General features: G+C 53.7%; 24 protein-coding genes. 8 read left to right on the top strand and 16 right to left on the bottom strand.

The genetic code is table 11. The features are described from left to right. Positions 1-27: 27 nt before the first annotated feature. On the top strand, positions 28-861 hold the full coding sequence (locus tag AADB16_RS16020) for an HDOD domain-containing protein (protein ID WP_410804738.1): 834 nt from the start codon (positions 28-30) through the stop codon (positions 859-861). Here the strand turns inward: AADB16_RS16020 and ung are convergent. The 13 genes from ung to ffh all read right to left on the bottom strand — a co-directional run bounded on the left by ung (position 855) and on the right by ffh (position 14,419). After that, a complete protein-coding gene (ung, locus tag AADB16_RS16025; RefSeq protein WP_410804740.1) occupies positions 855-1,580 on the bottom strand; it encodes a uracil-DNA glycosylase in 726 nt (241 codons plus the stop codon). The genes AADB16_RS16020 and ung overlap by 7 nt on opposite strands. A gap of 2 nt (positions 1,581-1,582) precedes the next feature. Beyond that, positions 1,583-3,115 carry a lysine--tRNA ligase gene (gene lysS, locus AADB16_RS16030; RefSeq protein ID WP_410804742.1) on the bottom strand — a complete coding sequence of 511 codons (1,533 nt, stop codon included), beginning with the start codon at positions 3,113-3,115 and terminating at the stop codon, positions 1,583-1,585. A gap of 53 nt (positions 3,116-3,168) precedes the next feature. After that, positions 3,169-4,264 (bottom strand): peptide chain release factor 2 gene (gene prfB, locus AADB16_RS16035; RefSeq protein WP_410804744.1). Its coding sequence is split into 2 segments (ribosomal slippage): positions 3,169-4,191 and positions 4,193-4,264, totalling 1,095 coding nucleotides; the frame shifts between segments, so codons are not numbered across the junction. Positions 4,265-4,386: 122 nt separating this feature from the next. Then, complete coding sequence (gene recJ / locus AADB16_RS16040) at positions 4,387-6,120, bottom strand: single-stranded-DNA-specific exonuclease RecJ (protein ID WP_410804746.1); 1,734 nt, start codon at positions 6,118-6,120, stop codon at positions 4,387-4,389. Positions 6,121-6,126: 6 nt separating this feature from the next. Continuing rightward, on the bottom strand, positions 6,127-7,527 hold the full coding sequence (thrC, locus tag AADB16_RS16045; protein WP_410804748.1) for a threonine synthase: 1,401 nt from the start codon (positions 7,525-7,527) through the stop codon (positions 6,127-6,129). 26 nt (positions 7,528-7,553) lie between these two features. Further along, a complete protein-coding gene (locus AADB16_RS16050) occupies positions 7,554-8,855 on the bottom strand; it encodes a homoserine dehydrogenase (RefSeq protein ID WP_309044804.1) in 1,302 nt (433 codons plus the stop codon). Positions 8,856-9,030: 175 nt separating this feature from the next. Continuing rightward, positions 9,031-9,762 (bottom strand): DsbC family protein, encoded by a 732-nt coding sequence (locus AADB16_RS16055; protein WP_410804750.1) that lies wholly within the window; start codon positions 9,760-9,762, stop codon positions 9,031-9,033. Positions 9,763-9,908: 146 nt separating this feature from the next. Continuing rightward, positions 9,909-10,811, bottom strand: coding sequence for a site-specific tyrosine recombinase XerD (xerD, locus tag AADB16_RS16060; protein ID WP_410804752.1), 903 nt, complete (start codon positions 10,809-10,811; stop codon positions 9,909-9,911). Positions 10,812-10,927: 116 nt separating this feature from the next. Then, positions 10,928-11,284, bottom strand: a complete 357-nt coding sequence (rplS, locus tag AADB16_RS16065; protein ID WP_298449895.1) for a 50S ribosomal protein L19 — start codon at positions 11,282-11,284, stop codon at positions 10,928-10,930. Positions 11,285-11,321: 37 nt separating this feature from the next. After that, complete coding sequence (gene trmD / locus AADB16_RS16070; RefSeq protein WP_309044807.1) at positions 11,322-12,068, bottom strand: tRNA (guanosine(37)-N1)-methyltransferase TrmD; 747 nt, start codon at positions 12,066-12,068, stop codon at positions 11,322-11,324. 3 nt (positions 12,069-12,071) lie between these two features. Further along, entirely contained in the window at positions 12,072-12,599 is a 528-nt protein-coding gene (gene rimM / locus AADB16_RS16075) for a ribosome maturation factor RimM (RefSeq protein ID WP_309044808.1), read from the bottom strand. 27 nt (positions 12,600-12,626) lie between these two features. Further along, a complete protein-coding gene (rpsP, locus tag AADB16_RS16080) occupies positions 12,627-12,866 on the bottom strand; it encodes a 30S ribosomal protein S16 (protein ID WP_200361794.1) in 240 nt (79 codons plus the stop codon). A gap of 164 nt (positions 12,867-13,030) precedes the next feature. Then, positions 13,031-14,419 (bottom strand): signal recognition particle protein, encoded by a 1,389-nt coding sequence (gene ffh, locus AADB16_RS16085; RefSeq protein WP_298449889.1) that lies wholly within the window; start codon positions 14,417-14,419, stop codon positions 13,031-13,033. A gap of 182 nt (positions 14,420-14,601) precedes the next feature. Between ffh and AADB16_RS16090 the strand changes: the two genes are divergently transcribed. The 5 genes from AADB16_RS16090 to AADB16_RS16110 all read left to right on the top strand — a co-directional run bounded on the left by AADB16_RS16090 (position 14,602) and on the right by AADB16_RS16110 (position 20,803). Further along, entirely contained in the window at positions 14,602-15,408 is an 807-nt protein-coding gene (locus tag AADB16_RS16090; RefSeq protein WP_309044809.1) for an inner membrane protein YpjD, read from the top strand. Positions 15,409-15,490: 82 nt separating this feature from the next. After that, the gene (locus AADB16_RS16095) at positions 15,491-16,774 is read left to right on the top strand and encodes an HlyC/CorC family transporter (protein WP_410804757.1); all 1,284 of its coding nucleotides are present in this window, start codon (positions 15,491-15,493) and stop codon (positions 16,772-16,774) included. A gap of 151 nt (positions 16,775-16,925) precedes the next feature. Continuing rightward, positions 16,926-17,528 (top strand): Yip1 family protein, encoded by a 603-nt coding sequence (locus AADB16_RS16100; protein WP_309044811.1) that lies wholly within the window; start codon positions 16,926-16,928, stop codon positions 17,526-17,528. A gap of 203 nt (positions 17,529-17,731) precedes the next feature. Beyond that, positions 17,732-19,936: a DUF1631 domain-containing protein gene (locus AADB16_RS16105; RefSeq protein WP_309044812.1), complete on the top strand. Its 2,205-nt coding sequence runs from the start codon at positions 17,732-17,734 to the stop codon at positions 19,934-19,936. 84 nt (positions 19,937-20,020) lie between these two features. Then, on the top strand, positions 20,021-20,803 hold the full coding sequence (locus tag AADB16_RS16110) for an energy transducer TonB (protein ID WP_309044813.1): 783 nt from the start codon (positions 20,021-20,023) through the stop codon (positions 20,801-20,803). A gap of 35 nt (positions 20,804-20,838) precedes the next feature. Here the strand turns inward: AADB16_RS16110 and grxD are convergent, their stop codons facing one another. Then, on the bottom strand, positions 20,839-21,165 hold the full coding sequence (gene grxD, locus AADB16_RS16115; protein WP_309044814.1) for a Grx4 family monothiol glutaredoxin: 327 nt from the start codon (positions 21,163-21,165) through the stop codon (positions 20,839-20,841). Between the two features lie 242 nt (positions 21,166-21,407). On the opposite strand from grxD, the gene argF reads away from it, so the two are divergent. Together argF and AADB16_RS16125 are read left to right on the top strand one after the other, a co-directional pair. Beyond that, complete coding sequence (argF, locus tag AADB16_RS16120) at positions 21,408-22,322, top strand: ornithine carbamoyltransferase (RefSeq protein ID WP_410804760.1); 915 nt, start codon at positions 21,408-21,410, stop codon at positions 22,320-22,322. Positions 22,323-22,327: 5 nt separating this feature from the next. Beyond that, positions 22,328-23,401 (top strand): ABC transporter ATP-binding protein, encoded by a 1,074-nt coding sequence (locus AADB16_RS16125; protein WP_309044816.1) that lies wholly within the window; start codon positions 22,328-22,330, stop codon positions 23,399-23,401. A 234-nt stretch (positions 23,402-23,635) separates the two neighbouring features. On the opposite strand, the gene AADB16_RS16130 is transcribed toward AADB16_RS16125, so the two are convergent. Both AADB16_RS16130 and AADB16_RS16135 read right to left on the bottom strand, forming a co-directional pair. Further along, positions 23,636-25,204, bottom strand: coding sequence for an ATP-binding protein (locus AADB16_RS16130; RefSeq protein WP_410804762.1), 1,569 nt, complete (start codon positions 25,202-25,204; stop codon positions 23,636-23,638). 64 nt (positions 25,205-25,268) lie between these two features. Beyond that, entirely contained in the window at positions 25,269-25,997 is a 729-nt protein-coding gene (locus AADB16_RS16135; RefSeq protein ID WP_309044818.1) for a response regulator, read from the bottom strand. Positions 25,998-26,070 lie beyond the last annotated feature (73 nt).

Below are 26,070 nucleotides of genomic sequence, written 5' to 3' on the forward strand. Positions count from 1 at the left end.
AACTGACAAGCGGATCCATACGAAACCATGTCAAACATTGCTGAAACCATCAAAGCGGATCTTATTACCGCGATCGAAGAAGACAAGCTCTTACTCCCAACACTGCCGGAAGCTGCGCTTCAGGTGAGGGAAATTGCCGAGTCCGAAGACTCTGCCATCGCAGATCTGGTAAAGGTCATCAGCAATGACACCGCCCTCTCTGCCCGCATCATTCGCGTATGTAACAGCCCTCTCTTCAGAGGCAATCGTGCGATAGAGAACCTGAACATGGCTGTGAGCCGCCTCGGCATGGCTTACACAAGCAGCCTGGCCATGGGCCTGGCGATGCAGCAGATGTTCCAGGCGACCTCCGACATGATCGACAAGCGCTTGCGCGCTACCTGGCAAGCGAGCACCGAAGTAGCCGGCATTTGTCATGTACTTGCCCAGCACTACACGAAACTGAAACCGGACCAGGCTACCTTGGCCGGGCTGGTTCACCTGATTGGTGTGCTACCCATTTTGCGCTATGTGGAAGATGAGGACATACAAATCAGTGGCGCCATGCTCGACGGCGTTATTGAAGAATTGCACCCTAGAATCGGCGCAGCCATTCTGAAAAAGTGGGACTTCCCGAAGGATCTGGTGAATGTTCCTCTGGAATTCGCCAAATTCCAGAGAGAAGTACCTTCAGCCGACTACGCCGACCTGGTTATGATCGCTAACTTGCAGCTTATTTCAGGGTCGGAGCATCCTTGGGCACAGATGGACTGGACTGCCATTTCAGCGTTTGACCGCCTGGGCCTGGACCCGAACATCGACATGAGCGAAGAAGAAGACCTTAACGCTCAGATGGAAGCGGCGATGGCGTTGCTTCAATAACCCGCATCCAAATCTTCTTCCGAAGGTAGCGCCCAACTTACTGGCGAACGCCCTTGCTCCCGGAGCCAGTCATTGGCCCGGGAGAAATGCTTGCAACCAAAGAACCCACGGTAAGAACTGAGCGGTGACGGGTGCGGCCCTTCGAGCACAAGATGCCGACTGCGATCAATGTGTTGACCCTTCTTTCGGGCATAACTGCCCCAAAGCAGAAATACCACACCTTCGCATTCACGATTTACCGTTTCAATCACCCGGTCGGTAAACGTCTCCCAACCTTTCCCCTGATGGGCGCCAGCCTGCCCCTGAGCAACCGTAAGTACGCTGTTGAGCAATAATACACCCTGCTCCGCCCAAGGCTGAAGGCAACCGTGATCTGGTGGCTCAATGCCGAGATCCGTCTGCATTTCCTTGAATATATTCACCAGAGAAGGTGGTGTACGAACCCCCGGCCTCACAGAAAACGATAAACCGTTGGCCTGGCCGGGGCCGTGATAGGGATCTTGCCCCAGAATGACAACACGCACCTGGTCCAGAGGCGTGTTGTTAAGGGCATTAAAGCAGTGTTTTCTGTCCGGGAAGAGAACCTTGCCGGCGCTTTCTTCTTCGGCGAGAAATTCCGCCAGCGCCTGCATGTAGGGCTGACGGAATTCGCCTGTAAGATGTTCTTTCCAGCCCCGGTCGGGCCTGAGTGTGTTTGCCAGTGCCTCAACCGGGTGCATGGTTATTCCTCGTCTTTTGAACTCTCAGCTTTGTGCTCAGGGCGCATGGCCGGGAACAGGATTACGTCGCGAATGGACGGCGAGTTGGTCAGCAACATGGCCAGCCGGTCAATGCCGATGCCCTCACCCGCCGTCGGCGGCAAGCCGTATTCCAGTGCCATCACGTAGTCTTCGTCGTAGAACATGGCTTCGTCGTCGCCGGCATCTTTCTCGGCAACCTGCGCCCGAAAGCGCTCGGCTTGATCTTCCGCGTCGTTAAGCTCGGAAAAGCCGTTGGCAATTTCACGGCCACCCACAAAGAACTCAAAACGTTCGGTCACAAACGGGTTGCTGTCCTTGCTGCGCGCCAGCGGTGATACTTCTTTCGGGTATTCAGTAATAAACGTTGGCTGCATCAGGCGGTGTTCTGCCGTTGCTTCGAAAATTTCGATTTGAACCCTGCCCAGGCCCCAACCGGATTTCACATGAATGCCCAGGTCTTTTGCTACCTGACGCGCAGACGCCTCATCCGCCAACTGCTCGGCGGTTACATCCGGAGCGTAACGCAGGATGGCATCCACAACGGTCAAGCGCTCGAAGGACTTGCCGAAGTCGTATTCGATGCGCTCTTCAGTGCCGTCGGCCAGCATACGTGTGTTCACTACAGTGGTGCTGCCCAGAACATTCTGCGCGATGGTGCGCAGCATGTCCTCGGTAAGGTCCATCAGGTCGTTGTAATCGGCATAGGCCTGATAGAACTCGACCATGGTAAATTCGGGGTTATGGCGGGTTGAAAGACCTTCGTTCCGAAAGTTCCGGTTAATCTCGAACACCCGCTCAAAGCCACCCACAACCAGCCGCTTGAGGTACAGTTCCGGAGCAATGCGCAGGTACATATCCATACCCAGTGCGTTGTGATGGGTAACGAACGGCCGCGCAGTGGCGCCACCTGGAATCACCTGCAGCATGGGCGTTTCCACCTCGATGAAATCCCGATCCGCGAAAAACTGGCGCATGGAGGTGATGATTTTCGAGCGCGCAAGGAACACCCGGCGGCTGTCTTCGTTAACCATCAAATCCACATAACGGTGGCGGTAGCGTGATTCAGTATCGGTCAGGCCTTTATGCTTCTCGGGCAACGGTCGCAGAGACTTGGTGAGCAACACATACTCATCCATAGCCACATAGAGATCGCCTTTACCTGATTTGCACAAGGTACCGCGCACACCAACAATGTCTCCCAGATCCCAGTGCTTGGTATCTTTTTGCACATCTTTGGTGGCATAAATCTGAATGCGGCCCGTCATGTCCTGAACCACCTTGAATGCCTTGCGATCCAGCATCATGCGGCCTGCAATAGCCACCTGTATACCTAGAGTCTCAAGCTCTTCCTTACCATGATCGCCGTATTTTGCCTGCAGTTCGGCGGCGGTTGCGTCACGACGGAAGTCGTTAGGGAACGGATTGCCATTTTCACGAAGCTCGGCCAGCTTGGCGCGACGCTCGGCAATCAGCTTGTTGTCCTCTGGGGGGGCATTCTTGGCGTGTTCAGTCATGTTGGCTCACTAAAAATCAGGGGTGTCCGGAGTTGGCTTGGCAATGGCGCTGATTACAGCGCCATCTTCAGGCTGGCTTCAATGAACTTATCAATATCACCATCCAACACCGATTGAGTGTTGCTGGTTTCAATTTTGGTACGCAAATCCTTAATACGACCATCGTCCAGCACGTAGGAGCGAATCTGACTGCCCCATCCAATATCGGACTTTGCGTCTTCTGCTTTCTGTTTCTCGGCGTTGCGTGCCTGCATCTCATGCTCATACAGCTTGGCCTTCAGCTGCTTCATCGCCTGATCTTTGTTCTGATGCTGGCTTCGGCCGGCCTGACAGGCAACAACAATGCCGGTCGGGTTGTGGGTCAAACGTACCGCAGATTCTGTTCGGTTAACGTGCTGCCCCCCCGCACCAGAGGCACGGTAAACATCCACCCGCAAATCTGCCGGGTTGATCTCAATCTCGAAACTGTCATCCACTTCCGGAGTAACAACCACCGACGAGAAAGACGTATGACGACGGTTACCTGAGTCAAAAGGCGACTTGCGAACCAGACGATGAACACCGGTCTCCGTGCGCGCCCAGCCGAACGCATACTCGCCCTGAATGTGAACGGTGGCACTTTTCACGCCTGCCACTTCACCTTCCTGAAGCTCTACAATCTCAGTCTTGAAACCCCGGCTCTCGGCCCAGCGCAGGTACATGCGCAGAAGCATATTAGCCCAGTCCTGAGCCTCAGTTCCGCCCGACCCTGCCTGAATTTCCAGATAGGCGTTGTTGGGGTCCATCTCACCGGAAAACATCCGGCGGAATTCAAGCTTTTCAAGCTCGGCTTCCAGAGCTTCAAGATCCGACACAATCTCATCAACTGTGTCGGCATCATCTTCCTCAACAGCCATTTCCAGCAGGCCTTCTGCATCAGAAAGGCCGGATGTGAGGTTATCGATGGTGCTAACAATCGAATCAAGATCAGAACGCTCCTTGCCCAACGCTTGGGCGCGCTCAGGATCATCCCACACGGTGGGCATTTCCAATTCACGTTCTACTTCGACCAGCCGCTCACTACGCTGATCGTAGTCAAAGATACCCCCTGAGCGTCTCAGTACGCTCACGAAGCTCTTTAATCTTCGTCACAATGGGATTAACTTCCATAAGACCAATACTCAATGTTGGAAAATGATGCGTAAAACAGACGCGGGATTCTACCGGAATTCCAGCTGTAAATCAGCCGTGGGAAACCGAACTTCGGCATGGGTGCAAGCAGGCAGGCAAAGCTAAGAAAGCGGCTCCAGATAATCCACCAAAAGCTGCAAATTAGTCCGCCCACGAAACGTATTCGAATCTGGCTTATAAACCACCCGAGCCCCGGTGCGCGTGTAATCAGGCACCTCCGGCCCGGTATTAAACGCAATACCGTCAATGATGCCGCTACCATCCACCGGCTGCAAAACCAACTTCAAATGATTTTCGCCAACAATACGCTGGCTTACCACCCGGAACTCGCCATCAAAAAGCGGCTCCGGGAAATGCTGCCCCCAAGGGCCGGCGCGCTTCAACAAGGCTGCGGTTTCCAGCGACAACTCATCAGCACTCAATGGCCCATCAGTAGTGATGGCTGCCTCAAGGTCTGCTGCAGTCAAAGTATCCCGCACAGCCTGATCAAAAGCATCGGAGAAAGTATCAAGATCGCTCTGTGCCAGTGTCATACCAGCCGCCATAGCGTGGCCACCGTATTTGTGCATCACACCAGGATGACGGGCATCCACAACCGCCAGAACATCACGGATATGCAAGCCCGGAATTGAACGGGCGGAGCCCTTTATATCCACGCCATTTTCGTCTGGGGCAAAAGCTATGGTAGGCCGATGGGTCTGCTCACGGATTCGGGCCGCAAGAATCCCGATTACGCCCTGGTGCCAATCCTTATCAAACAACGCTAAACCCCAGGGTAACCCTTCCAGATCCAGCGACATGGAGGCCAGCAAATCCTGAGCCTGGGTTTTCATGTCTTTTTCAATGGTGCGCCGCTCACGGTTGAACGTATCCAGTTCACGGGCAAGGCGCCGCGCTTCATCCGGGCTGTCAGCCAACAGACAGGCTATGCCAACGCTCATATCATCCAGCCGGCCTGCGGCATTGAGGCGCGGGCCAACCACGAAGCCCAAATCGGTTGAGCTGATGTTACCGTGTTCGCGGCCAGCCACTTCCAGCAACGCGAGTATTCCCGGACGAGCTTCGCCCTGTCGGATGCGGCGCAGACCCTGCTCGACAAAGATGCGATTGTTGTGATCCAGCGGCACAACATCAGCCACTGTACCCAAGGCCACCAAATCCAGAAGGTTGCCCAGATTGGGCTCTGGCTTCGGCAGCCGGCCAGCGTCTCTCAGCTTTTTGCGCAGAGCCGTGAGCACATAAAACATCACACCTACACCGGCGGCATTTTTGCTCAGGAAGGCACAGCCGGGCTGATTGGGATTCACGATGGCGTCGGCATCCGGCAGCATTTCACCCGCAAGGTGATGGTCCGTAACCACCACCTTAATGCCCAGTTTCTTCGCTGCGCTTACCCCTTCGATCGCAGAAATACCGTTGTCTACCGTCACCAAAAGATCGGGCAACTCGCCCTCATCTTGCAGACGTTCAATGATTCCCGGAGTCAAACCGTAGCCATCTGCAAAGCGGCTTGGCACCCGAAAATCTATACTTTTAAGCCCGAGCATGGAGAGACCAAGCATCGCGACAGCGGTGCTGGTAGCTCCATCGGCATCAAAATCCCCGAGTACCAGTACTCGCTGATTCTGCGCGATGGCGTCTGCCAGCAGTTCTACCGCTCGATCAATACCGCGTAACTCAAATGGCGAGGCCAGATGTTTAAGGGTATAGCTTAGCTGTGCATCGGAGGTTACACCCCGCGCAGAGTACAAACGGCGGAGTATGGGAGGGAGATCTTGCCCCCAGCCTGGAGTATTGTCCGGCTGGGGGCGACGCAGGATCTTTTTTGGTGTCATACCGTATCAGGCATTCTTCCAGTGTTTAGCTATGAAATCCTGCACGCCGGCGCGGTCATTATCAAGCACTGTGTAGCGCTCTTCCCGCTCAAACAGATCGGCCATATGGGCAGGCAGTTCAGGCTTAACCGTCAGACCGGATTCAGTAATGGCATCCGGGAACTTGGCCGGGTGGGCAGTACCAAGGGTAATCATTGGTATCTCAACATCCCGGCGACAGGTTCTGGCTGCGCGTACGCCAATGGCGGTGTGTGGGTCCAGAAGGTATTCATTCTGTTCGTACACTTCACGAATGGTGGCGCACGTAGCCTTATCATCAACCGCGGCGCTATCGAACAGCTTGCGAGCCTGCTTCCAGCGGTAATCTTCAATGCTGACCGGACCTTTGGCTGCGTTTTCCAGCAATTCTTTCACAGCCAGCCCATCGCGACCATGGAGATCAAACAGCAAGCGCTCAAAGTTGCTCGAAACCATAATGTCCATGCTTGGCGACAGCGTATGCTCGAGCTGGTGCTGCTCGTATTTATTGCCACTCATAAAGCGATGGAGGATATCGTTTTTGTTGGTGGCGATAACCAACTGCGAAATCGGTAGGCCCATCTTCTTCGCAAGATAACCCGCAAAGATATCTCCGAAGTTTCCGGTAGGCACAGAAAATGCCATGCTGCGATCCGGGCCACCAAGGGCCAGGGATGCATGGAAGTAATAAACAATCTGAGCCATGATCCGGGCCCAGTTAATAGAGTTAACCGCGGCCAACCTGGCCTTGCCACCAAGGAAAGACTGGTCGCCGAAGCTCTCTTTCACCATGCGCTGACAGTCATCAAAATTGCCCTTGATGGCAATATTGTGAACGTTGTCCCCCAGGACCGTTGTCATCTGACGGCGCTGCACTTCCGACACACGCTGGTATGGGTGCAGGATGAAGATATCCACGTGCTCGCAGTGGCGGCAGCCTTCAATAGCGGCAGACCCCGTATCGCCAGAAGTCGCGCCCATAATTACAGCGTGCTCCTGACGTTTTTCCAGTACGTAGTCCAGCAAGCGGCCCAGCAATTGAAGTGCGAAATCCTTGAATGCCAAGGTTGGTCCGCGGAACAGTTCCATCACCCACTCATTGGCATCAAGCTGAACCAATGGGGCGACCGCCTTATGGGCAAACGCTGCGTATGTCTCATCCAGCATCCGCCGGAATTCAGCCTCGGGGATGGCTTCTTCCACAAACGGGTACATGATATTGAATGCGAGCTGGGTGTAAGGAAGTCCACGCCAACTGCGAATTTCTTCCAGGCTGAAGTGTGGGAGCGCCTCGGGCACATAAAGCCCACCATCGGGAGCCAGCCCTGTTAATAGAACGTCTTCAAAGCCCAGTGCGGGTGCTTCTCCCCGCGTACTGATGTATCTCACGTGAGTACCTGTTAGTTAGGGTGTTCTCAGTTAAAATTTTCGGCGCGAATACGCACAACCGGACCATCTGTATCAGCCAGGGCCTCCAGCTCTTCGATAGCACGGTTTACCTGTCGTTCCTGCACTGTGTGAGTCAGGATAATGACCGGTATGCGGCCATCCTGTACCTCAGACTCTTTCTGCATGATCGACTCGATGTTGATGCCATGCTCGCTCAGAATCGAGGCGATTTTGGCCAGAACACCCGGGCGATCAAGAGCGGTTATGCGCAGGTAATAAGCTGACTGGATGTCTTCCATCGACAGTACGTCGAGATTTTCCAGAGCTTCCGGAGCAAACCCGAGATGCGGCACTCGCAGCGAACTTCCGCTCGCCACAATACGGGCAACATCGACAATATCGGCAATTACAGCGGAAGCCGTTGCTTCGTCACCGGCGCCTGGCCCGTAATACATGGTCTGACCCACTGCATCACCTTCCACAAGAACGGCGTTCAGCACACCATCTACCTGAGCAATCAGGTGACTTTGAGGAACCAGTGTCGGATGCACGCGAAGCTCAATGCCGTCATCCCGGCGACGAGCAATGCCCAGATGCTTGATGCGATAGCCAAGCTGCTCGGCGTGAGCGATATCGTAAGGTGTGATCGAAGAAATGCCTTCGGTGAAGGCTTTTTCGAACTGAAGCGGAACACCAAAGCCGGCAGAAGCCAGAATGGTCAATTTATGGGCCGCATCAATACCTTCCACATCAAACGTGGGGTCGGCTTCTGCATAACCCAGATCCTGCGCCTCTTTGAGCACATCAGCAAACGCGCGGCCAGCACGCATTTCGGTAAGAATATAGTTGCCCGTGCCATTGATGATGCCCGCGATCCAGTCAATACGGTTCCCTGCCAAACCTTCGCGAATGGCCTTCATTACGGGAATACCACCGGCGACACCGGCTTCGTAGGCAACGACAACGCCGGCCTTTTCCGCTGCAGCAAATATCTCATTTCCATGTACTGCAATCAGAGCTTTGTTGGCAGTGACTACATGTTTGCCATTAGCGATGGCTGTCATTACAAGCTCACGCGCCGTGTCGTACCCGCCGATAAGCTCAACCACCACATCAACCGCGGGATCATTCACCACGTCAAAGATCTCGGTACTGAAGGCAACGCCACCAAGATCTATATCATCACGGTTTCGCCGACTGGCTACCCGGGTAATCCGGATATTGCAGCCCGCACGGCCCGCAATAAGTGCGGCGTTGCGAGTCAATACATTGAATGTACCGCCGCCAACGGTTCCCAGTCCGCAGATTCCGACACTGACGTCTTTCAAGCTCTCACCTCTGATCCCGAAGGGGTCCTGATGTATTGTAATAGTGCAGCATATTGATTCTGCGACACTGAAAGTGCCGCATAGTATACCGGTTCAGGACCTGCTGAATAAGCCCTGAACCAAAAGCCCGTCACATAACGACGCCCACCCGAAGGAAGCCGCGGCCTGTAGTGGATTAAAGCAGCCCCAACCCCTCGGCAAGCTTATTGGCCGGCACGTAGCCAGGCACGATATTGCCGTCCTCCAGAACAATGGCCGGAGTGCCTGTCACACCAACACGCTGCCCAAGCTCATACTGCTTCAGCACGGGATTATCACAGGTAGCCGCAGGAACTGTTTTACCAGCCTTGGCAGCATTCATTGCGGACTGCTGATCCTCGGCACACCAAACTGAAACGTATTTTACAAAAGATGGGGAACCCGGCTGAGACCGTGGGAAAGCGTAATAATTGACGGTAATGCCGTAGTCGTTGAGCTTTGGCACCTCGCCATGGAGCTTACGGCAATAGGGGCAATCAATGTCGGTAAATACGCTAACCACCGCCCGCTCATCGTCAGCCTTGTAGCTGATAACACCGCTCTTCCCGAAGCCTGTTAATGCCTTGTGCCGAGCAGCTGCCTTGGCCTCTGTCGTAACATTGGCGATGCCCGTGCTCGTAACCTTCAACAGATCACCGGTGAGCAGATACTGACCATCCTGGGTTGTATAAACGGTCTCACCGCTAGCAGCCTGAATCTCATAAAGCCCCTTGGCTTCGGATTCGCGAATCGACAATATTTCCAGCCCGGGTACCGCACTGGATAGGCGCTCGCTAATTTTGTCTTCAACATCACCTGCAACACTGAAGGGTGATCCCAGAATCCCAACCGCCATTAACACCAACATAAACCACTGTTTTACATTCATTCTGGAAAACACACCTATATAGCAGGGTACTTATGATGCTTGCGAAACTGAGCTCACAAGCCATGAAAAAGTTCTTTTAATCAAAACCGTGCGACACCGGCTTGCCAATAAAGTTCAAAACGCCACCTTACCTAAAAATCGCAATGTCAGCCACGAGGATGATGGGTCTTATGCAAGGTTTGTAAGCGCTGGCGCGCGACGTGAGTGTATATCTGGGTCGTGGAAAGATCAGAGTGGCCCAGCAGCATCTGAACCACACGCAAATCCGCACCATGATTAAGCAGATGTGTTGCAAAGGCATGACGGAGCGTATGGGGCGACAGGTGCTTGCGAATGCCTGTGCGCGTGGCGTAATGGCGAACTCTGTGCCAAAACGTCTGGCGCGTCATGGGCGCAGCGCGATTTCCTGGAAAAAGCGCATCACAGGCACGCCCTTTCAGAAGCTCCGGGCGACCTTCTTTCATATACAGGACAAGCCAGTCTATGGCCTCCTCGCCCAGCGGAACCAGGCGTTCTTTGTCGCCTTTGCCGGTCACACGAACAACCCCCTGCCGCAGGTTTACCTGATCCACACGCAAACTGGTGAGCTCAGATACACGTAAGCCACAGCCATACAGAATTTCCAGCATAGCCTTGTCTCGCTGCTCAATGGGCAAACCCGGATCCGGCTCAGCCAAAAGTGCATCCACTTCACCTTCTGTTAACGAGTCCGGTAGGCGACGGGGCAGGCGGGGGCTATCGATACGCAAGGTAGGATCTTCAGAAATCAGCCGCTCGCGAAGGAGATAGCGATAAAACCGACGAATACCCGAAAGACGACGAGCCGCAGTAGACGTTTTCAGCCCCTGAGCGAATCCATTGGCCATCCAGGCAAGCAAATCTGTTCGCCGCACCTCCGTTAGCAATAGCTGCCCCGGCTGGGCTTCCAGCCATGCAGCCAGGCGCTGCAAATCGTTGCGGTAAGCTTGGCGGGTTTGCTCTCCCAACCCGTCTTCAAGCCAGACTGCATCAACAAACTGGACAACTATTGTTTCATCTTCGGCTCTCACACCCTAACCCTCTAACAGCCCCGCCATGCACAAGAAGGCATTCTGACTCGCCAGAAACGAAAAAGGCAGCCGTCAGGCTGCCTTTTTCACTGCAAGGTTGCTCAGCAAATAGCTGATCAGCCCAGCTTTTCTTTGATACGAGCTGCCTTGCCCGAGAGCTCGCGCAGGTAGTAAAGCTTGGCCTGACGCACTTCACCGCGACGCTTCACAGCAACGCTGTCGACCAGCTTGGAGAAGGTCTGGAAAGTACGCTCAACGCCTACGCCGTAGGAAATCTTCCGTACGGTGAATGCCGAGTTCATGCCACGGTTACGCTTACCGATAACAACGCCTTCGAACGCCTGCAGACGCTCACGGTTGCCTTCAGTTACACGAACCTGAACAACCACGGTATCACCCGGCGCAAACGCGGGGACTTCCTTGGTCATCTGCTCTGTTTCAAGTTGATTGATGATGTTGTTCTTGCCGCTCATCGTAATGCTCCTGATACCCAATCTTTTAATGCCCTGATTATTCAGAGGCACACGGTTCGTTTAAAATCTCACCCAGCAACTCACGCTCTTCATCCGTAAGCACCCGCTTTTCAAGCAGATCGGGGCGTCGTTCCCGGGTTCGCCTCAGCGACTGTTTAAGCCGCCAACGCCGGATCTGATCATGGTGACCGCCCAACAAAATATCCGGCACCGCCTGACCTTCATAAACTTCGGGCCGGGTGTAGTGCGGACAATCCAGCAAACCGTCAGCAAAAGAATCCTGCTCTGCCGACTGCGCATGACCCAGCGCTCCGGGGATGAGGCGTGTAACCGCATCAATAACAGTCATCGCTGCCAGTTCACCACCAGACAGTACAAAATCGCCCAGTGATATTTCCCGGTCGACTTCTGTTGCTATCAGGCGTTCATCAACACCTTCATAACGCCCTGCTACCAGAATCAAACGTTCTTCTGCAGCAAGTGACTCAACAACAGCCTGGCTCAGCGTTTCACCCTGAGGTGAAAGATAAACCACACAGGCTTTGCCTGGCGCCGATTTCCGCGCTGCGTGAATGGCATCCCTTAGCGGCTGAATTTTCATCAGCATACCAGGGCCGCCACCGTAGGGACGGTCATCAACGGTGCGGTGTCGATCCTGGGTAAAGTCGCGAGGGTTCCAGCTCTCGAAGGTCAAAAGACCATCGCGTACTGCCCTGCTCGTTATCCCGTAATCCGTTACCGCCTGGAACATCTCAGGAAACAGACTGACTGCGCCAATCCACACCCGTCAGAACTCCGGATCCCAGTCTGCGATCAGCTTGTGCTCTGCCAGATTAACTTCCCGGACCACTTGGCCAGGAAGGTAAGGAATCAGGCGCTCGCGCTGATCGATGGAGCCCGCAGTTGCATGCACCACCAGAACATCATTGGAGCCGGTTTCTATGAGATGATCCACTCGTCCGAGGCATTCACCCTCAACCGTAAACACGTCAAGCCCCTGCAGCTGGCGCCAATAAAAATCCCCTTCGGGAAGCTCAGGCAACTCAGCAGTGGGAACTTTAACCTCGGCACCACAGTATGTGCGCGCCAGATCACGGTCATTAATACCTTTAAGCCTGACAACAATCGCCTTGCCTTGCCGGCGACCCTCTTCAAGCTTTGCCGGAATGCGCTTACCGTCCAGATCAAGAACCCAGTTGGTATAGCCAAGTATTCCGTCAATGGGGTCGGTGAAGGAATAAACCTTGAGCCACCCTTTAACCCCAAATACCGAGGTAATCCGACCGATCACAGTTTCCTGCGAATTCTGCGTCATACAACAACCTCGGTAGTCAGTAAAAGCTTACTCAGCAGTCTTAAGCAGCTGCGCAACGCGATCGCTGGTCTGTGCACCCTGGCCAACCCAGTAGTTTACACGGTCGCGATCAACACGCAGACGCTCTTCCTGACCGCGTGCGATCGGGTTGAAAAAACCAACGCGTTCAATGAAAGCGCCGTCACGTGAATTACGGCTGTCAGTGACTGTCAGATGATAGAACGGGCGCTTCTTGGAGCCGCCGCGAGCCAAACGGATTGTTACCATTTAACCAATATCCTGTTCTGTTATACGAACTTTGTACGTTTCACGTCGACCACTAGAGTGGCTGACGCGGAGACCCATACTCGAAAGGGGCGCTATTCTATGCTAAATAAGCGCCAAAGAAAACAGGCAAACTGACTGTTTGCATGTTTTCGATGTAAGGCTTTTTACATACGACCAAACGGAGGCATTCCACCGCCACCGCCGCCCGGCGGCATCATACCACCAAGACCGCGCATCATATTCGCCATCCCGCCCTTTTTGCTAAACTTTTTCATCATTTTTTGCATCTGCTTGTGCTGCTTAAGCAAACGATTCACATCCTGTATCTGCGTTCCCGAGCCGGCGGCAATGCGACGCTTGCGGGAGTTGTTGATTACGTCCGGGTAGCGACGCTCTTTCGGAGTCATCGAACAAATGATCGCTTCCAACTGCCCCATCGACTTATCGTTAACCTGTTGTTGCGCCGCTTGAGCCATCTGCCCCATGCCCGGCAACTTATCCATCAAGCCACCGATACCACCCATATTCTTCATTTGCTGCAGCTGGTCGCGGAAATCTTCCAGATCAAAACTTTTGCCTTTCTTGATCTTTTTGGTGAGCTTCTCTGCTTTCTTCTGATCGAGCTTGCGCTCGGCTTCCTCTATAAGAGAGAGCACATCGCCCATACCCAAAATCCGGGAGGCGACCCGATCCGGATAGAACGGTTCCAGGGCATCCGACTTTTCACCAACACCCAGAAACTTGATTGGTTTGCCCGTGATATGCCTGACCGAAAGCGCCGCACCACCGCGAGCGTCGCCGTCGGTTTTGGTTAGCACCACACCAGTCAATGGCAAGGCATCGTTAAACGCCTTGGCCGTATTAGCGGCATCCTGCCCCGTCATGGCGTCAACCACGAAAAGGGTCTCTACCGGCTTAACAGACTTATGTAGCCGGCCAATCTCGCCCATCATCTGCTCATCAACGTGCAGGCGGCCCGCAGTGTCGAGAATAACCACATCGATATGCTTCTTGCGGGCAGCTGCTACCGCACCTTCCGCAATGGCAACGGGGTCTTGATCGGCGGTACTGGGGAAAAACTCAACACCCACTTCACCCGCTAACGTCTCCAACTGCTTGATCGCAGCCGGCCGGTAGACGTCAGCACTCACCACCATGACGGTCTTTTTGTGGCGCTCTTTAAGGAAACGCGACAACTTGGCAACTGTGGTGGTTTTACCAGCACCCTGAAGGCCAGCCATCATGATCACGGCGGGAGGCTGAACGGCAAGATTGAGGGTTTCATTCCCCTCGCCCATAACTCGCTCCAGCTCCTGCTGAACAACCTTGATGAAGACCTGGCCCGGGGAAAGGCTGCGCTGAACTTCCTGCCCGATAGCGCGCTGACGGACACCCTCAACAAAGTCCTTCACCACCGGCAGGGCGACGTCTGCCTCCAGCAGTGCCATACGCACTTCCCGGAGAGTGTCCTTTATATTGTCTTCGGTGAGCCGCGCCTGACCGGAAATCTTGCGCAGGCTACCGGAAAGTCGGTCTTGGAGGTTCTCAAACATGTTGCTCTTCCGTTCCCCGGATAAATTGAGTGCACAAACCTCAGAGCCAGCTTCGGCTCCTTGATTCCTGTTGCATAATCGCGACATTATAACCAGACTATCGCTCTGAAACGACCAACCCGGTCAAATCGACAGACACATCTGTTGATCCCCAGCCAGCACAGTGGTTAATAAAGGAAGTTATGGGAACGCTGATTCTCGCGGTCACCTCTCTTTTTCTGTACAGCGTCGGCACCGCTTTGCAGGCGCTCCACTTCCGTGGTCGCGTGCAAAGCAACATAGCGATAACCACCCTTATCGGCATGCTGGCGCTAACGTCTCACGGGCTTTTGATCTCGCAGACCCTCTACCATGATGGCGGTGTCGACCTGGGTTTCTTTAAAAGCTCGGTGCTGATCTCTTGGCTAATCGTATTTTTACTGCTGGGCCTGAACCTGAGGAAGCCTGTTCAAAGCCTGTTTCTCGGCGTTTACCCACTGGCAGCACTCACCATCATAATGACCCTGATTACGCATACGCCGTCACGACTGGTATCTGATGAAAGCTACGGCGTACTGTCTCACATCGCACTGTCCGTCACAGCCTACAGCCTGTTTTCTCTCGCGGCTATACAAGCAATCTTACTTTACTTTCAGAACCGGCAGCTCAAACAAAACTATAACAGCCCGCTGATCCGTAATTTGCCCCCCCTCCAAACCATGGAATCGCTACTTTTCGAAATGGTCTGGGCAGGCGTTGTCATGCTAACCCTGGCCATCGTCACCGGGGCCGTATTCATAGAAAATCTTTTTGCCCAAAACCTGGCCCATAAAACTCTATTCTCCATACTTTCATTGCTGGTCTTTATAGCTCTGCTCGTGGGCCGCTATACCAAAGGCTGGCGCGGAATGACAGCAAGTCGCTGGACACTGGCCGGTTGCGCCCTCCTTATGGTGGCCTTTTACGGCAGCAAATTCGCCCTTGAGCTGGTATTCCAGAGGGGCGGCTGACATCTGCGCCACAACCTCTTGACACCGAGCACAATCACAACCTATTTTCGCTACTTGTCAGCAATATAAGGACACCTCTGGTTTGGACGGTACATCGCTTACTGCGCTGTCGATTATTCTCGTCGGGCTGATCATGCTGTCGGCATTCTTTTCCAGCTCTGAAACCGGAATGATGTCTCTTAACCGGTATCGCCTCAAACATATGGCCAAAACCGGCCACAAAGGCGCTAAACGGGCACAAGGATTGTTGAAGCGCACCGACCAGCTTATCGGCATCATTCTGATAGGCAATAATTTCGTCAACATTCTGGCGTCGTCTATAGCCACAGTTATAGCTATACGCATCTGGGGCGATGCCGGCATCGCCATCGCCACGCTACTACTGACCATCGTCATCCTGATTTTTGCCGAGGTCACCCCTAAGACTCTGGCCTCCCTTTTTCCGGAAAAAATAGCCTTCCCCGCGAGCTATATTCTCGGGCCTCTACTGAAAGTACTTTATCCGATCGTATGGGCAGTAAACCTGTTTACCGGTGCGATACTCTGGATCCTCAGAATCTCTCCCAGCGACTCCGCCAGCGATCACCTGAGTCGCGAAGAACTCAGGACCCTGGTAAACGAAGCTGGCGCCCTCATTCCAACCAAACACAAGGATATGCTGGTCAGCATCCTTGATCTAGAAAAGGTCACTGTGAACGACATCATGGTGCCCCGCAACGAAGTTTCCGGCATCGATCTGGATGATGACACCGACACCATTTTGCGCCAGTTAAGAAATAGCCAGCACACTCGCCTGCCGGTGTTCAAAGGCGACATTAATAACATTCAGGGCATCCTGCACCTGCGCAGCGCAACGAAACTGCTCCAGCAAGACGAGATCAGCAAGCCCATGATCATGCAGCTTTGCCAAGAGCCCTACTTCGTTCCCGAAAGCACACCTCTGAATACACAGCTCATCAACTTCCAGAAAGGAAAGCGCCGGTTTGGCATTGTGGTCGATGAGTATGGTGATGTACTTGGACTCGCTACCCTTGAGGACATTCTGGAAGAGATCGTTGGCGAATTCACAACGGATTACGCTGCAGCTAGCCCGGATATCATCCCCCAGGAAGATGGCACGTTTATTATTGACGGCACCGCATCCGTGCGCACAATCAACAAATCCCTGGGCTGGAAACTACCCACCGACGGCCCGAAAACCCTCAACGGCCTGATCACCGAAACCCTTGAAAACATCCCGGACACCAACGTTTGCCTAAAGGTCGACGGCCACCGGGTAGAGGTCCTCCAGATCAAGGACAACGTTGTGAAGGCCGCAATTGTGCACCCCAAGAAGCGCAAAAAACGCGCACTTTCCATCGTTTAACCCAGTTTGCCCTCACTTCGCTATAGACGTTCCAGTTATAGCGGAGCCCTTTCTTGAAAGATCAAAATGTAACCAGCCCCTTGACGCATATCAATCTACCGCCAACACTCATTAGGAACACCGAACAATAATAATGCTAAGGAGTTTGTCCATGAGCTTGTCGAACACTTTTGGTCTTCTGACCCACCCCGATCAGCAATGGAAAGCCATTCGGAACGATTCCGAGTCCATTTCCCAACTTTATCTAGGGCACGTACTACTTCTCGCTCTTATTCCTGCCTTGGCCGGGTTCTTTGGAACCACCCAGGTAGGCTGGCAGATTGGTGACGGACAGGTTACACGCCTGTCCGTAAACAGCGCGCTAAGCCTGTCCGTACTGTTCTATGCCGCCATGCTGGCAGGCATATTCATTCTCGGAAAATTCATTGATTTCTTTGCAGCAACTTACGATGCGGTAGATAGAGTGCCGAGAGGCGTGGCGATGGCGGCTTACACCGCCACCCCCATGTTCCTGATCGGCGTTATAGCAGCCTACCCTAATATCTGGGTAAACATGCTGGCAGGACTCGTTGCCATTGCGTATGCGGTGTACCTTCTTTATGAAGGGCTCCCCATACTCATGAAAATCCCCGAAGACCGTGGATTCATGTTTGCCACAGCGGTGCTGACGGTTGGGCTGGTCATGTTTGTCGCCCTTCTTGCCATCAGTGTCGTAATCTGGAGCGTCGGCATTGGTCCGGTGTATGTAAGCTGAGGGTCAGGCTTACTCCATATCTACATGTCCATGAAACAACCAAGGGTGCTCCATTGGGACACCCTTTTTTTTGCAGATAAGCGCACTGGTTAGATTTTATTCATGTTAACCAGGCGGAAAATGCGGTAAATTTAGCCTATAACTAAAAAACAGATAGTATAACTCGGTCATGTACCCGGTTGAGCCGCAAACAGGAGTCGGCCATGAACAAGCAGTCCGGCATACATTACCTCCGCGAGCACAGGGAAGCGGGAAGCAGCGAGCCGGTTCCTGTGGAGGTCACCCGCATCCGCGACACAGTTGTCGCCGGGCTCGGAGATCTATTGCAGGGCGCGTTTGATGCCGTTGATGATTCGCTGTTCGAACTGGCAAACAATGCCCGCAGCAACAACGAGCAAAACCGCTATTTTGAAGCCATGCGGGAAATACGCATCAAGCGTAAAGGCGTGGAGCGCCACTTCCAGAATACTGTTGCGCAGTTTTTTGCAAATCCCCCCCATACCATTCAACTGCACGAAGACACTCTGGGACGACAAGCAAACGCGGACAATCTGGCACTGGTGGGCAACGACGACCTTGAAGAGCAAGTAGCTCTGAATGCCATGATCACCAAAGCTAAAGCGCACTTCCAGGGACCGCTCATCCAGCTTCAGACTCGCTTTAGTCATGTCTATGACGGCGCTTCTGACGAGTCACCGGTCAACCCCATGGCCCCGGAACATCTTTGCAGCGCATTTACTGAAGCGATTCAGGCTCTGGAAATTCAAATCCGGGAGCGATTGATTCTGCTTAAGCAGTTTGACCGCTACGTTGTTTCCAATCTGGGCATGCTTCTGGATGAAGCCAACAGAATTCTCGTTCAAGCAGGGATTATTCCCAATTTCCGCTATCACGGGAAAACCGGGCAGCAGCACAGCAGCCCTACGGAGAGCCAAGCGTCTTCCGAGAGCGCGGATAACGGCGCTTCCCATGATAGCCAGTCGAGTGACGACCAAGGCAGCAACGCCGTCTTCGAGCAAATCCATCAGTTACTGGCTCGCCAGAGGGCCAATGCCGGCATACCATCACGCCAGTACAGCTCAGACATACGCGTTGTCGGTGGCAATGAACTGATCAGTCTGCTGGCCGCACTACCCCTAAATACCCAGGCAGACTCTCAGCTCAACCTCAGCGAGGGCGATCCGCTTACCATCGATCTCCTTAGTGTCGTGCAACAGATCCTGGCCCAAGCCAAAACAAACGACGGCAAAAAGCCTGCGCTGGAGGAAATGGATGAGGATCTGATCAACCTCGTATCCATGTTATTTGAGTTCATTCTTGACGATTACAACTTGTCAGCACCGGTTCAGGTTCTGATCAGCCGGCTGCAGATTCCGATTCTGAAAGTTGTTATCAAAGACAAGAGCTTTTTCAGCAAGACAACACACCCTGCGCGCAAACTGCTCAATGGTTTGGCCCGCGCAGGCATCGGCTGGAGCAACAGCGACGAAAAGGCGCGGGACAAGCTGTACGAAAAGATTCACAGCATTGTGCAGCGAATCCTGTGTGAATTTGATGGCGATATTGCACTTTTCGAAACTCTGAACGAAGAGTTTGAGGAGTTCCTTGCCAGAGAAAACCGGAAATCGTCTCTGGTAGAGCAACGTACCCGTGAATCGGAGCGTGGCCGCATCAAGTCCCAGAAAGCCCAGGAAATGGTCGACCGGGTCATAAAAGAACGCGTAGCGCGTTACCGTCTCCCGGAATCTGTCCATACCATTCTTATCAATGGCTGGAGCCGATTCATGTTCCTCGCTTATCTGCGGGACGATGTAGAACATCGCTGGCAAGAAAGCGTCAAAGTTGTTGATGATCTTATCTGGTGCCTCCATCCGCACCAGGAAGACATTGAAAGAGATCAGTGGGTTCGCGTGGTACCCGGCCTTCTCAAATCGCTTAGGGCGGGGCTGGAAGAAGTTTCCTATAACGCCACCAAGCTTGACGACACAATGAGTTTACTCAAGCATGAGCTGGCAGAAGCTTTCCGCGCAAGCTCCAACATGGAAGCAGCCGAAGCGCCACCTGCTCATGAAGAGACCCTGAGTGAAACAAAGAACCAAACTGAGCCCCAGCCTGAAGATGCGGTGATTGCCGAGTTCATGGCCCAGATTGATATGCTGGAAATTGGTCATTGGGTTGAGTTCAGACTGGTTAATGGTGCAAGCTTCCGCTGCAAGCTTTCCGCCATCATTGACGAAGCGGACTGCTTTGTCTTTGTAAATCGTATGGGGCTAAAGGTCATCGAAAAAACCCGCACTGACCTTGCCCATGAAATGCGACGCGGAAGAATGACACGGCTTGAACAAGGGGCCCTCATCGATCGGGCACTGGACGCCGTCGTCGGATCCCTTCGTAGTAAAACTGCCTGACCTGGCCTGGGCCCGCAATTACCATGCGGGTCCAGCGCCTCTAGCGCAGTGTTCATCTGGCAGTAAAGGAGATACCTGAGTTCAATGCTGGAGCATGGCAGCAACAACAGCCTTCCGGCGAAGCATCGGATCGCCCTGGCCTTATCAACCGCCTTCCTGATTCATACGCTGCTATTATCTGGATTTCCAGCTATCCTTCCTGATCCCCCCGCCCGGCATCGACAGCAAATGAATCTGGAATTGGTGGCAGCCGACAGCGCTCAGGGAGCACCTGCATCTGCAGACACACAGCGGTCAAACGAAGCGCCCATCATCCGCAACCCGCCTTTTGAGGTGCCGCCCGACAACAACCCCGGGCTGGCAACACCTGCGCTCACAACAACCACCTCTCAACAAAAAACGGCTGCCAGTGACAACAAGCAAGCTGCTGCCACAAAGAATGAAGCTGGCCCGACCCAAGTCGCTTCTGTTCCATCTCCTTCAGGGACACCGTCCAAATCCGGTGTCCGCACTCAGGTTTCGAACAAGGAAACAACAGAAGATGACACCAAAATCACTCTGTCGCCCAGCGAACAGGATCCTTACCTGATAAAGCTGGCAACGCATCTGGCAACGAAACTTGAAACATTGAGGATACCCGCCATCAAGAAGCTGACGAATACAAGCACCATGGCATTAGAGCTTCAGCTACTGAGCAATGGGGCGTTAACACGGGCGAGAGTGGTCAAATCGACAGGCATTGAACAAATAGATCTTGCAGCCTACCAAGCCGCGCTTTCAGCGAGCCCTTACCCGGAGCCGCCGCCTGACCAGAGAAGCAAAAGCCGCTTCGAAGTAAAACTGGTGTTTTCTCCGTCGCGGCTCTGATTGAAGGCCCGCGCTTCAGGCAGGGGCAGGTGAGATCAGGCCTCAGCCTGTTTTGCAGCACCTTTTACCAAAGTAGCCAGTTCGCCATTTTCTGACATCTCCATAATGATGTCACAACCGCCAACCAGCTCGCCGTTAACATACAGCTGCGGGTATGTAGGCCAGCTTGAGTAGACTTTCAGGCCTTCGCGCAGTTCCTGGTTATCAAGAATATTCACAAACGCAAAGCGCTCGCCACACGCCATCAAAGCCTGCGATGTTTTAGCAGAAAAGCCACACTGCGGAGCTTGAGGAGACCCTTTCATGTAAAGAATAATCGGATTTTCTGCGAGCTGATTTTTAATGGTTTCGTTAATATCCATGAACATTCACCTCTGGTTGAAAACAGAACAGTCTGCCGCGCCGGTTTGCGCTATTGCACCTGCCTTGACTGGCGCCTATTGTACACGTCGGGCAGGCTACTCAACAAACCGTGTAATTTGATACAGAGCAAGCCTGATACCCGCAGCGTTGTCATCAAACGCGCGAAGGGCTAGACTTGACCCCCCCTTTTTTTCACCAGTACTTATACTCATCCAGGGCTTCATCTAGTAAGGGCCACCCCATGGCAGTAAGGCATTTTCTGACACTGAATGACATGTCCACAACCGAACTGGAAAATCTGGTGGATCATGGCACCAGGCTCCGGAACGAATGGCGCCAAGGCAAGGTCAGGGATTCACTCAAAAACCGTGTTTTGGCGATGATTTTTGAAAAGTCCTCAACCCGTACCCGGGTTTCCTTTGAGGCAGGCATGGCTCAGCTGGGGGGCTCAGCGATGTTCCTTTCCCCGCGAGACACGCAACTTGGCCGCGGCGAACCCATAGAGGACTCTGCCATTGTCATCTCCAGCATGGTTGATGCGGTGATGATTCGCACGTTCGCCCACGAAACCGTTGAAACGTTTGCCCGTGCTTCGCGGGCACCGGTTATCAACGCGCTCACTGATGACTTTCACCCGTGCCAACTGCTGGCCGACATGCAAACCTATCGCGAGCATCGCGGCAGCATCCGGGGCGCTACAGTGGCCTGGATCGGGGATGGCAACAACATGTGCCACTCTTACATCAATGCTGCCACCCAGTTCGATTTTCACCTGAACGTGGCAACCCCCGAGGGTTACGAGCCGGATCCGGAACTGGTAAAGGCCCACAGTTCACGCATCACGTTAATGCGTGAACCAGAGGAGGCGGCACGCAACGCAAACCTCCTGGTCACCGATGTGTGGGCATCCATGGGTCAGGAGGACGAACAGAAAGCCCGTGAGAAGGCGTTCAGCAAATACCAGATCAACAAGGCATTGATGGACATGGCAGCAAAGGACGCGCTCCTCATGCACTGCCTGCCCGCTCATCGCGGTGAAGAAATCGCAGCTGATATGATAGAGCACCCGGGTTCCGTCATCTGGGACGAAGCTGAAAACCGGCTTCACGCTCAGAAAGCCCTGCTGGAATTCCTGATTCTGAACCGCCTGGACTAAGATTTATGAGCGCGCCGATAACGACTGCGGACACCTGGTTGCTTGAAGTAGACAATTTGACCTGTGGCTATGGAGGGGATGCCGTTGTAAAAGACGTCAATTTCGCGCTCAGCCATGGGGACATCGGCTGCCTGCTCGGGCCTAGCGGTTGCGGGAAAAGCACAATTTTGCGCGCTCTGGCCGGTTTTCTTCCACTGACCAGCGGCGAGATACGGTTGCAGTCTCACCCTATCAGCCTCCCTGGCCGCACGCTCGCGCCTGAGAAACGCCGCATTGGCATGGTGTTTCAGGACTACGCCCTGTTTCCGCACTTAAGCATTGCCGACAACGTAGGATTCGGTTTGCGTGGGCTGGATAAGACCGAGAAGCGCAACAGAGTGATGGAACTGCTGCACGTGGTTCACCTGCAGGACCTGGCAGACAACTATCCTCACGAGCTGTCAGGCGGCCAACAACAGCGGGTTGCTCTGGCTCGGGCGCTCGCGCCTGAACCAACACTTATTCTGCTCGACGAGCCTTTCTCCAACCTGGATACCGATCTCCGCCGAAGACTGAGTCTCGATGTTCGTGAGATTCTGAAGACCCTTGGAATCAGCGCTATTCTGGTCACTCACGATCAGCAAGAAGCCTTCGCCATGTGCGACCAGGTAGCTGTTCTGCAAAGCGGGAAAATCCAGCAGTGGGACGTACCGTACAATCTCTACCACGAGCCAGTAAACCGCTTTGTGGCGAGTTTTGTGGGACAAGGCGGGTTTATACCGGGAAAGGCCGTGGGGCCAGACATCATAGAGTCCGAACTGGGCATTATTCACGGCAATCGGGCCTACAAATGGCCTGCCGGTACTCTGGTAGATGTGCTTATCCGCCCTGATGACATTGTCTACGATGCGGAGTCCGATCTGCGCCCGAAAGTTGTGGAGAAAACTTTCGCAGGCACCTCCACGCTTTATCGCTTCCGATGCTCTGAAGATACGGAATTTGAGGCGCTGTTCCGCAGCCATCTGGATTTCCACCTGGGCGAAACCGTACCTGTCCGGGTAGAAGCTGACCACCTGATAGCATTTGAGCGTGGAGTCTGACCAACAGGAACCGCAGAGAAAAGTACTGAATTCATCAAAAAAAATGCAAAAAAAAGGGCCGGAAAACCGACCCTCAAATGACGAATGAAACAAGGAAAGTTCGTAAGAACCACAACCTCAAAAGTCATCCCTTACGCTTTAAATTATTACTTCAGCCACCCCGGTATTCAGTAGTACTTGTGTAGTCGCTTTGTAACATCTGGTGAGAGCCCGGGAGCTGGCTCTCGACCTTCTTCACTCGTTCTGTTCCAGTGGTTTTCTTCGGGGCCAAACCAAGCTGAAGCGCGCGCCACCAAGGCTGTCACTCCGGCTCACGAATGCCTGCCCGTTGTGCCAATAAAGAATTCGCCGCACGATAGAGAGGCCAAGCCCGTACCCACCAGAGGTTCGGGTACGGCTGTCATCAAGCCGTGCGAAGGCTGTAAATACCTTTTCCCATTCATCTTCCGGAATGCCAGGTCCGTCGTCTTCTACATCGACCCGACAATGCTCCTCATCAATCTGACAGCGAACAAGTACCTTCCCCGATGCGTAGCGCCCTGCGTTGCCTACCAGATTCTGGACAGCACGATGGATATAACGTGGCTCAACGTCTGCCATCGCAAGCAGCTCTGTAGATTCATCAATCTCGCCTTCAATACAGAGAGCTGGGCGCACAATTTTCTGCTCGGCGACAACCTGCCTGACAATGTCGGTTACCGAGGCCTCTTCAAGGGAAAAAACCGGTCCGCCCTGTTCGAGCCGCGCGTAGGTGAGGATTTCGTCAATTAGCTCATCCAACTCCTGAATGTCACCATCAATCCCATCCAACTGCTTCTGCCGGGCCTCTTGGCTTTCGCAGTCTTCAATCATCTGCACACCGAAGCGTATACGGGCGACAGGGGTTCTCAATTCATGGGAGACCGCATGGATCATCTCACGTTGAACGTTCACAAGACGCTGGATGTGCTCCGCCATGCCATTAAACGCTGCAAATAAACGGGCGACGATGGTGCTTTCCCCTGCCTCTACACGGGCCCCCATTTCACCCCGCGCAATGCGCACAGCCACAGATTCGACTTTGCGCAGATTGTTATCCAGATTCCGAACTACAAACAGCAACGCCAAAGCCAATACACTTCCAGAAATTACCAACATCAACAAGATGACAGGCCATGCCCACGGATTAAAGGGAGCGGGAACGCTAGCCTGAATCAGCTCGCCATCAGATAACTGAACAAGCACTCGCCCTACCCCATTGCGGCTATAAAACGCAGAGCCTTGACTGGCCACGCGCTCCAGAACCTCATCATCTGGCAGCGCCGAAGATCCTTGAATCCTCAGAACGCTCAGGTTCAAGCCGTCTGCCAACTGCCTGACCGCTTCTTCGCGCTCTTCCGGGTCCACCACATCAAGGTGAATCCGCAGAATTTGTGCGGATGCTTCAGCAATATCACGATATGGCTGAGACGCTCTGAATTGCAGCGCTTCACCATGGAGCCCGGTAACCAAAAAGCGATAACCCAAGCTACCTTCAATCGCCACCACCTGGCCATAGCCCAGACGCTCGCGCACGACGGGGTAGCCCGACAGTTCCTCGGTGCCAACCACCCGAAAATCGTATCTGGAAACCAGCCAGTGGTACTGCTGTTCGGGAGCAGGCGAAGACGCAAGCCAACGCATTAACGGATCGGAAAAACGCTCATGCCAGAATTGTGAACGTACGGAATTCATACCGACAAACAAAACACTACAGAGCAGTATCACCAGCGCTGTGAGGCCGGCTAGGCGGGCATAGAGTTTCAGGAAAAACTTCAGGGGCATGTCAACGAACCCTGGCAGGGAAACGCCGGCCGGAATACCCGTGCCGACGCCAAAGACTGAATCGTCAGACTTCCTTCACAAACAGGTAGCCTTTGCTTCGAACGGTCTTGATCCTGCGGGGGTGGACTGGGTCATCGCCGATTTTCGGGCGGATCCGGGAGACCCGGACATCAATAGACCTGTCCTGTCCATCGTATTCTATGCCCCGCAAGGCAGTAAAAATCTCTTCCCGGCTCAAGACACGGCCGGCATTACTCGCCAGTAGCCACAGCAGATCAAACTCGGCACTGGTCAGATCGATGCTTTCTTCGCTAAGCCAGGCTTCGCGCATGGAGCGATCAACAACCAGGTTGTTGAACTGCAGGCGCGAAGGCTCTTCCGCGCTTGCTTCATCTGCGGTGTTTTGCGCATTTTCCGTTACGCGGCGCAGCAACGCGCGGATCCTGGCAAGAAGCACTCGAGGTTTGACAGGCTTGCTGATGTAATCATCCGCACCCATCTCAAGGCCCAACACCTGATCAAGATCGTCAGTGCGCGCGGTGAGCATAATGATGGGGCCGGAATATAATGGCCGCACGCGGCGACAGATGGACAGACCATCTTCCCCGGGCAACATCAGATCCAGCACAACAAGATCTGGCTGTTCATTTCGGATTCGCTCAACGGCTGGGCTACCATGGGTTTCGAGGGACACGGACAAACCGTTACTCTCGAGGTATTCACGGGTTAACTCAGCCAGTCGCTCATCATCTTCGACAATAAGAATTCGCCAACTTTCATTCGTCTGTTCCACAGGCGTCCATCTCTTATTTTATTTTTCCGGGTCCATTATTTCGTCTGCATCTCACGATACAGACAACCTGATG

Source organism: Marinobacter sp. KMM 10035 (assembly GCF_046537445.1).
GTDB lineage: Bacteria > Pseudomonadota > Gammaproteobacteria > Pseudomonadales > Oleiphilaceae > Marinobacter > Marinobacter sediminicola.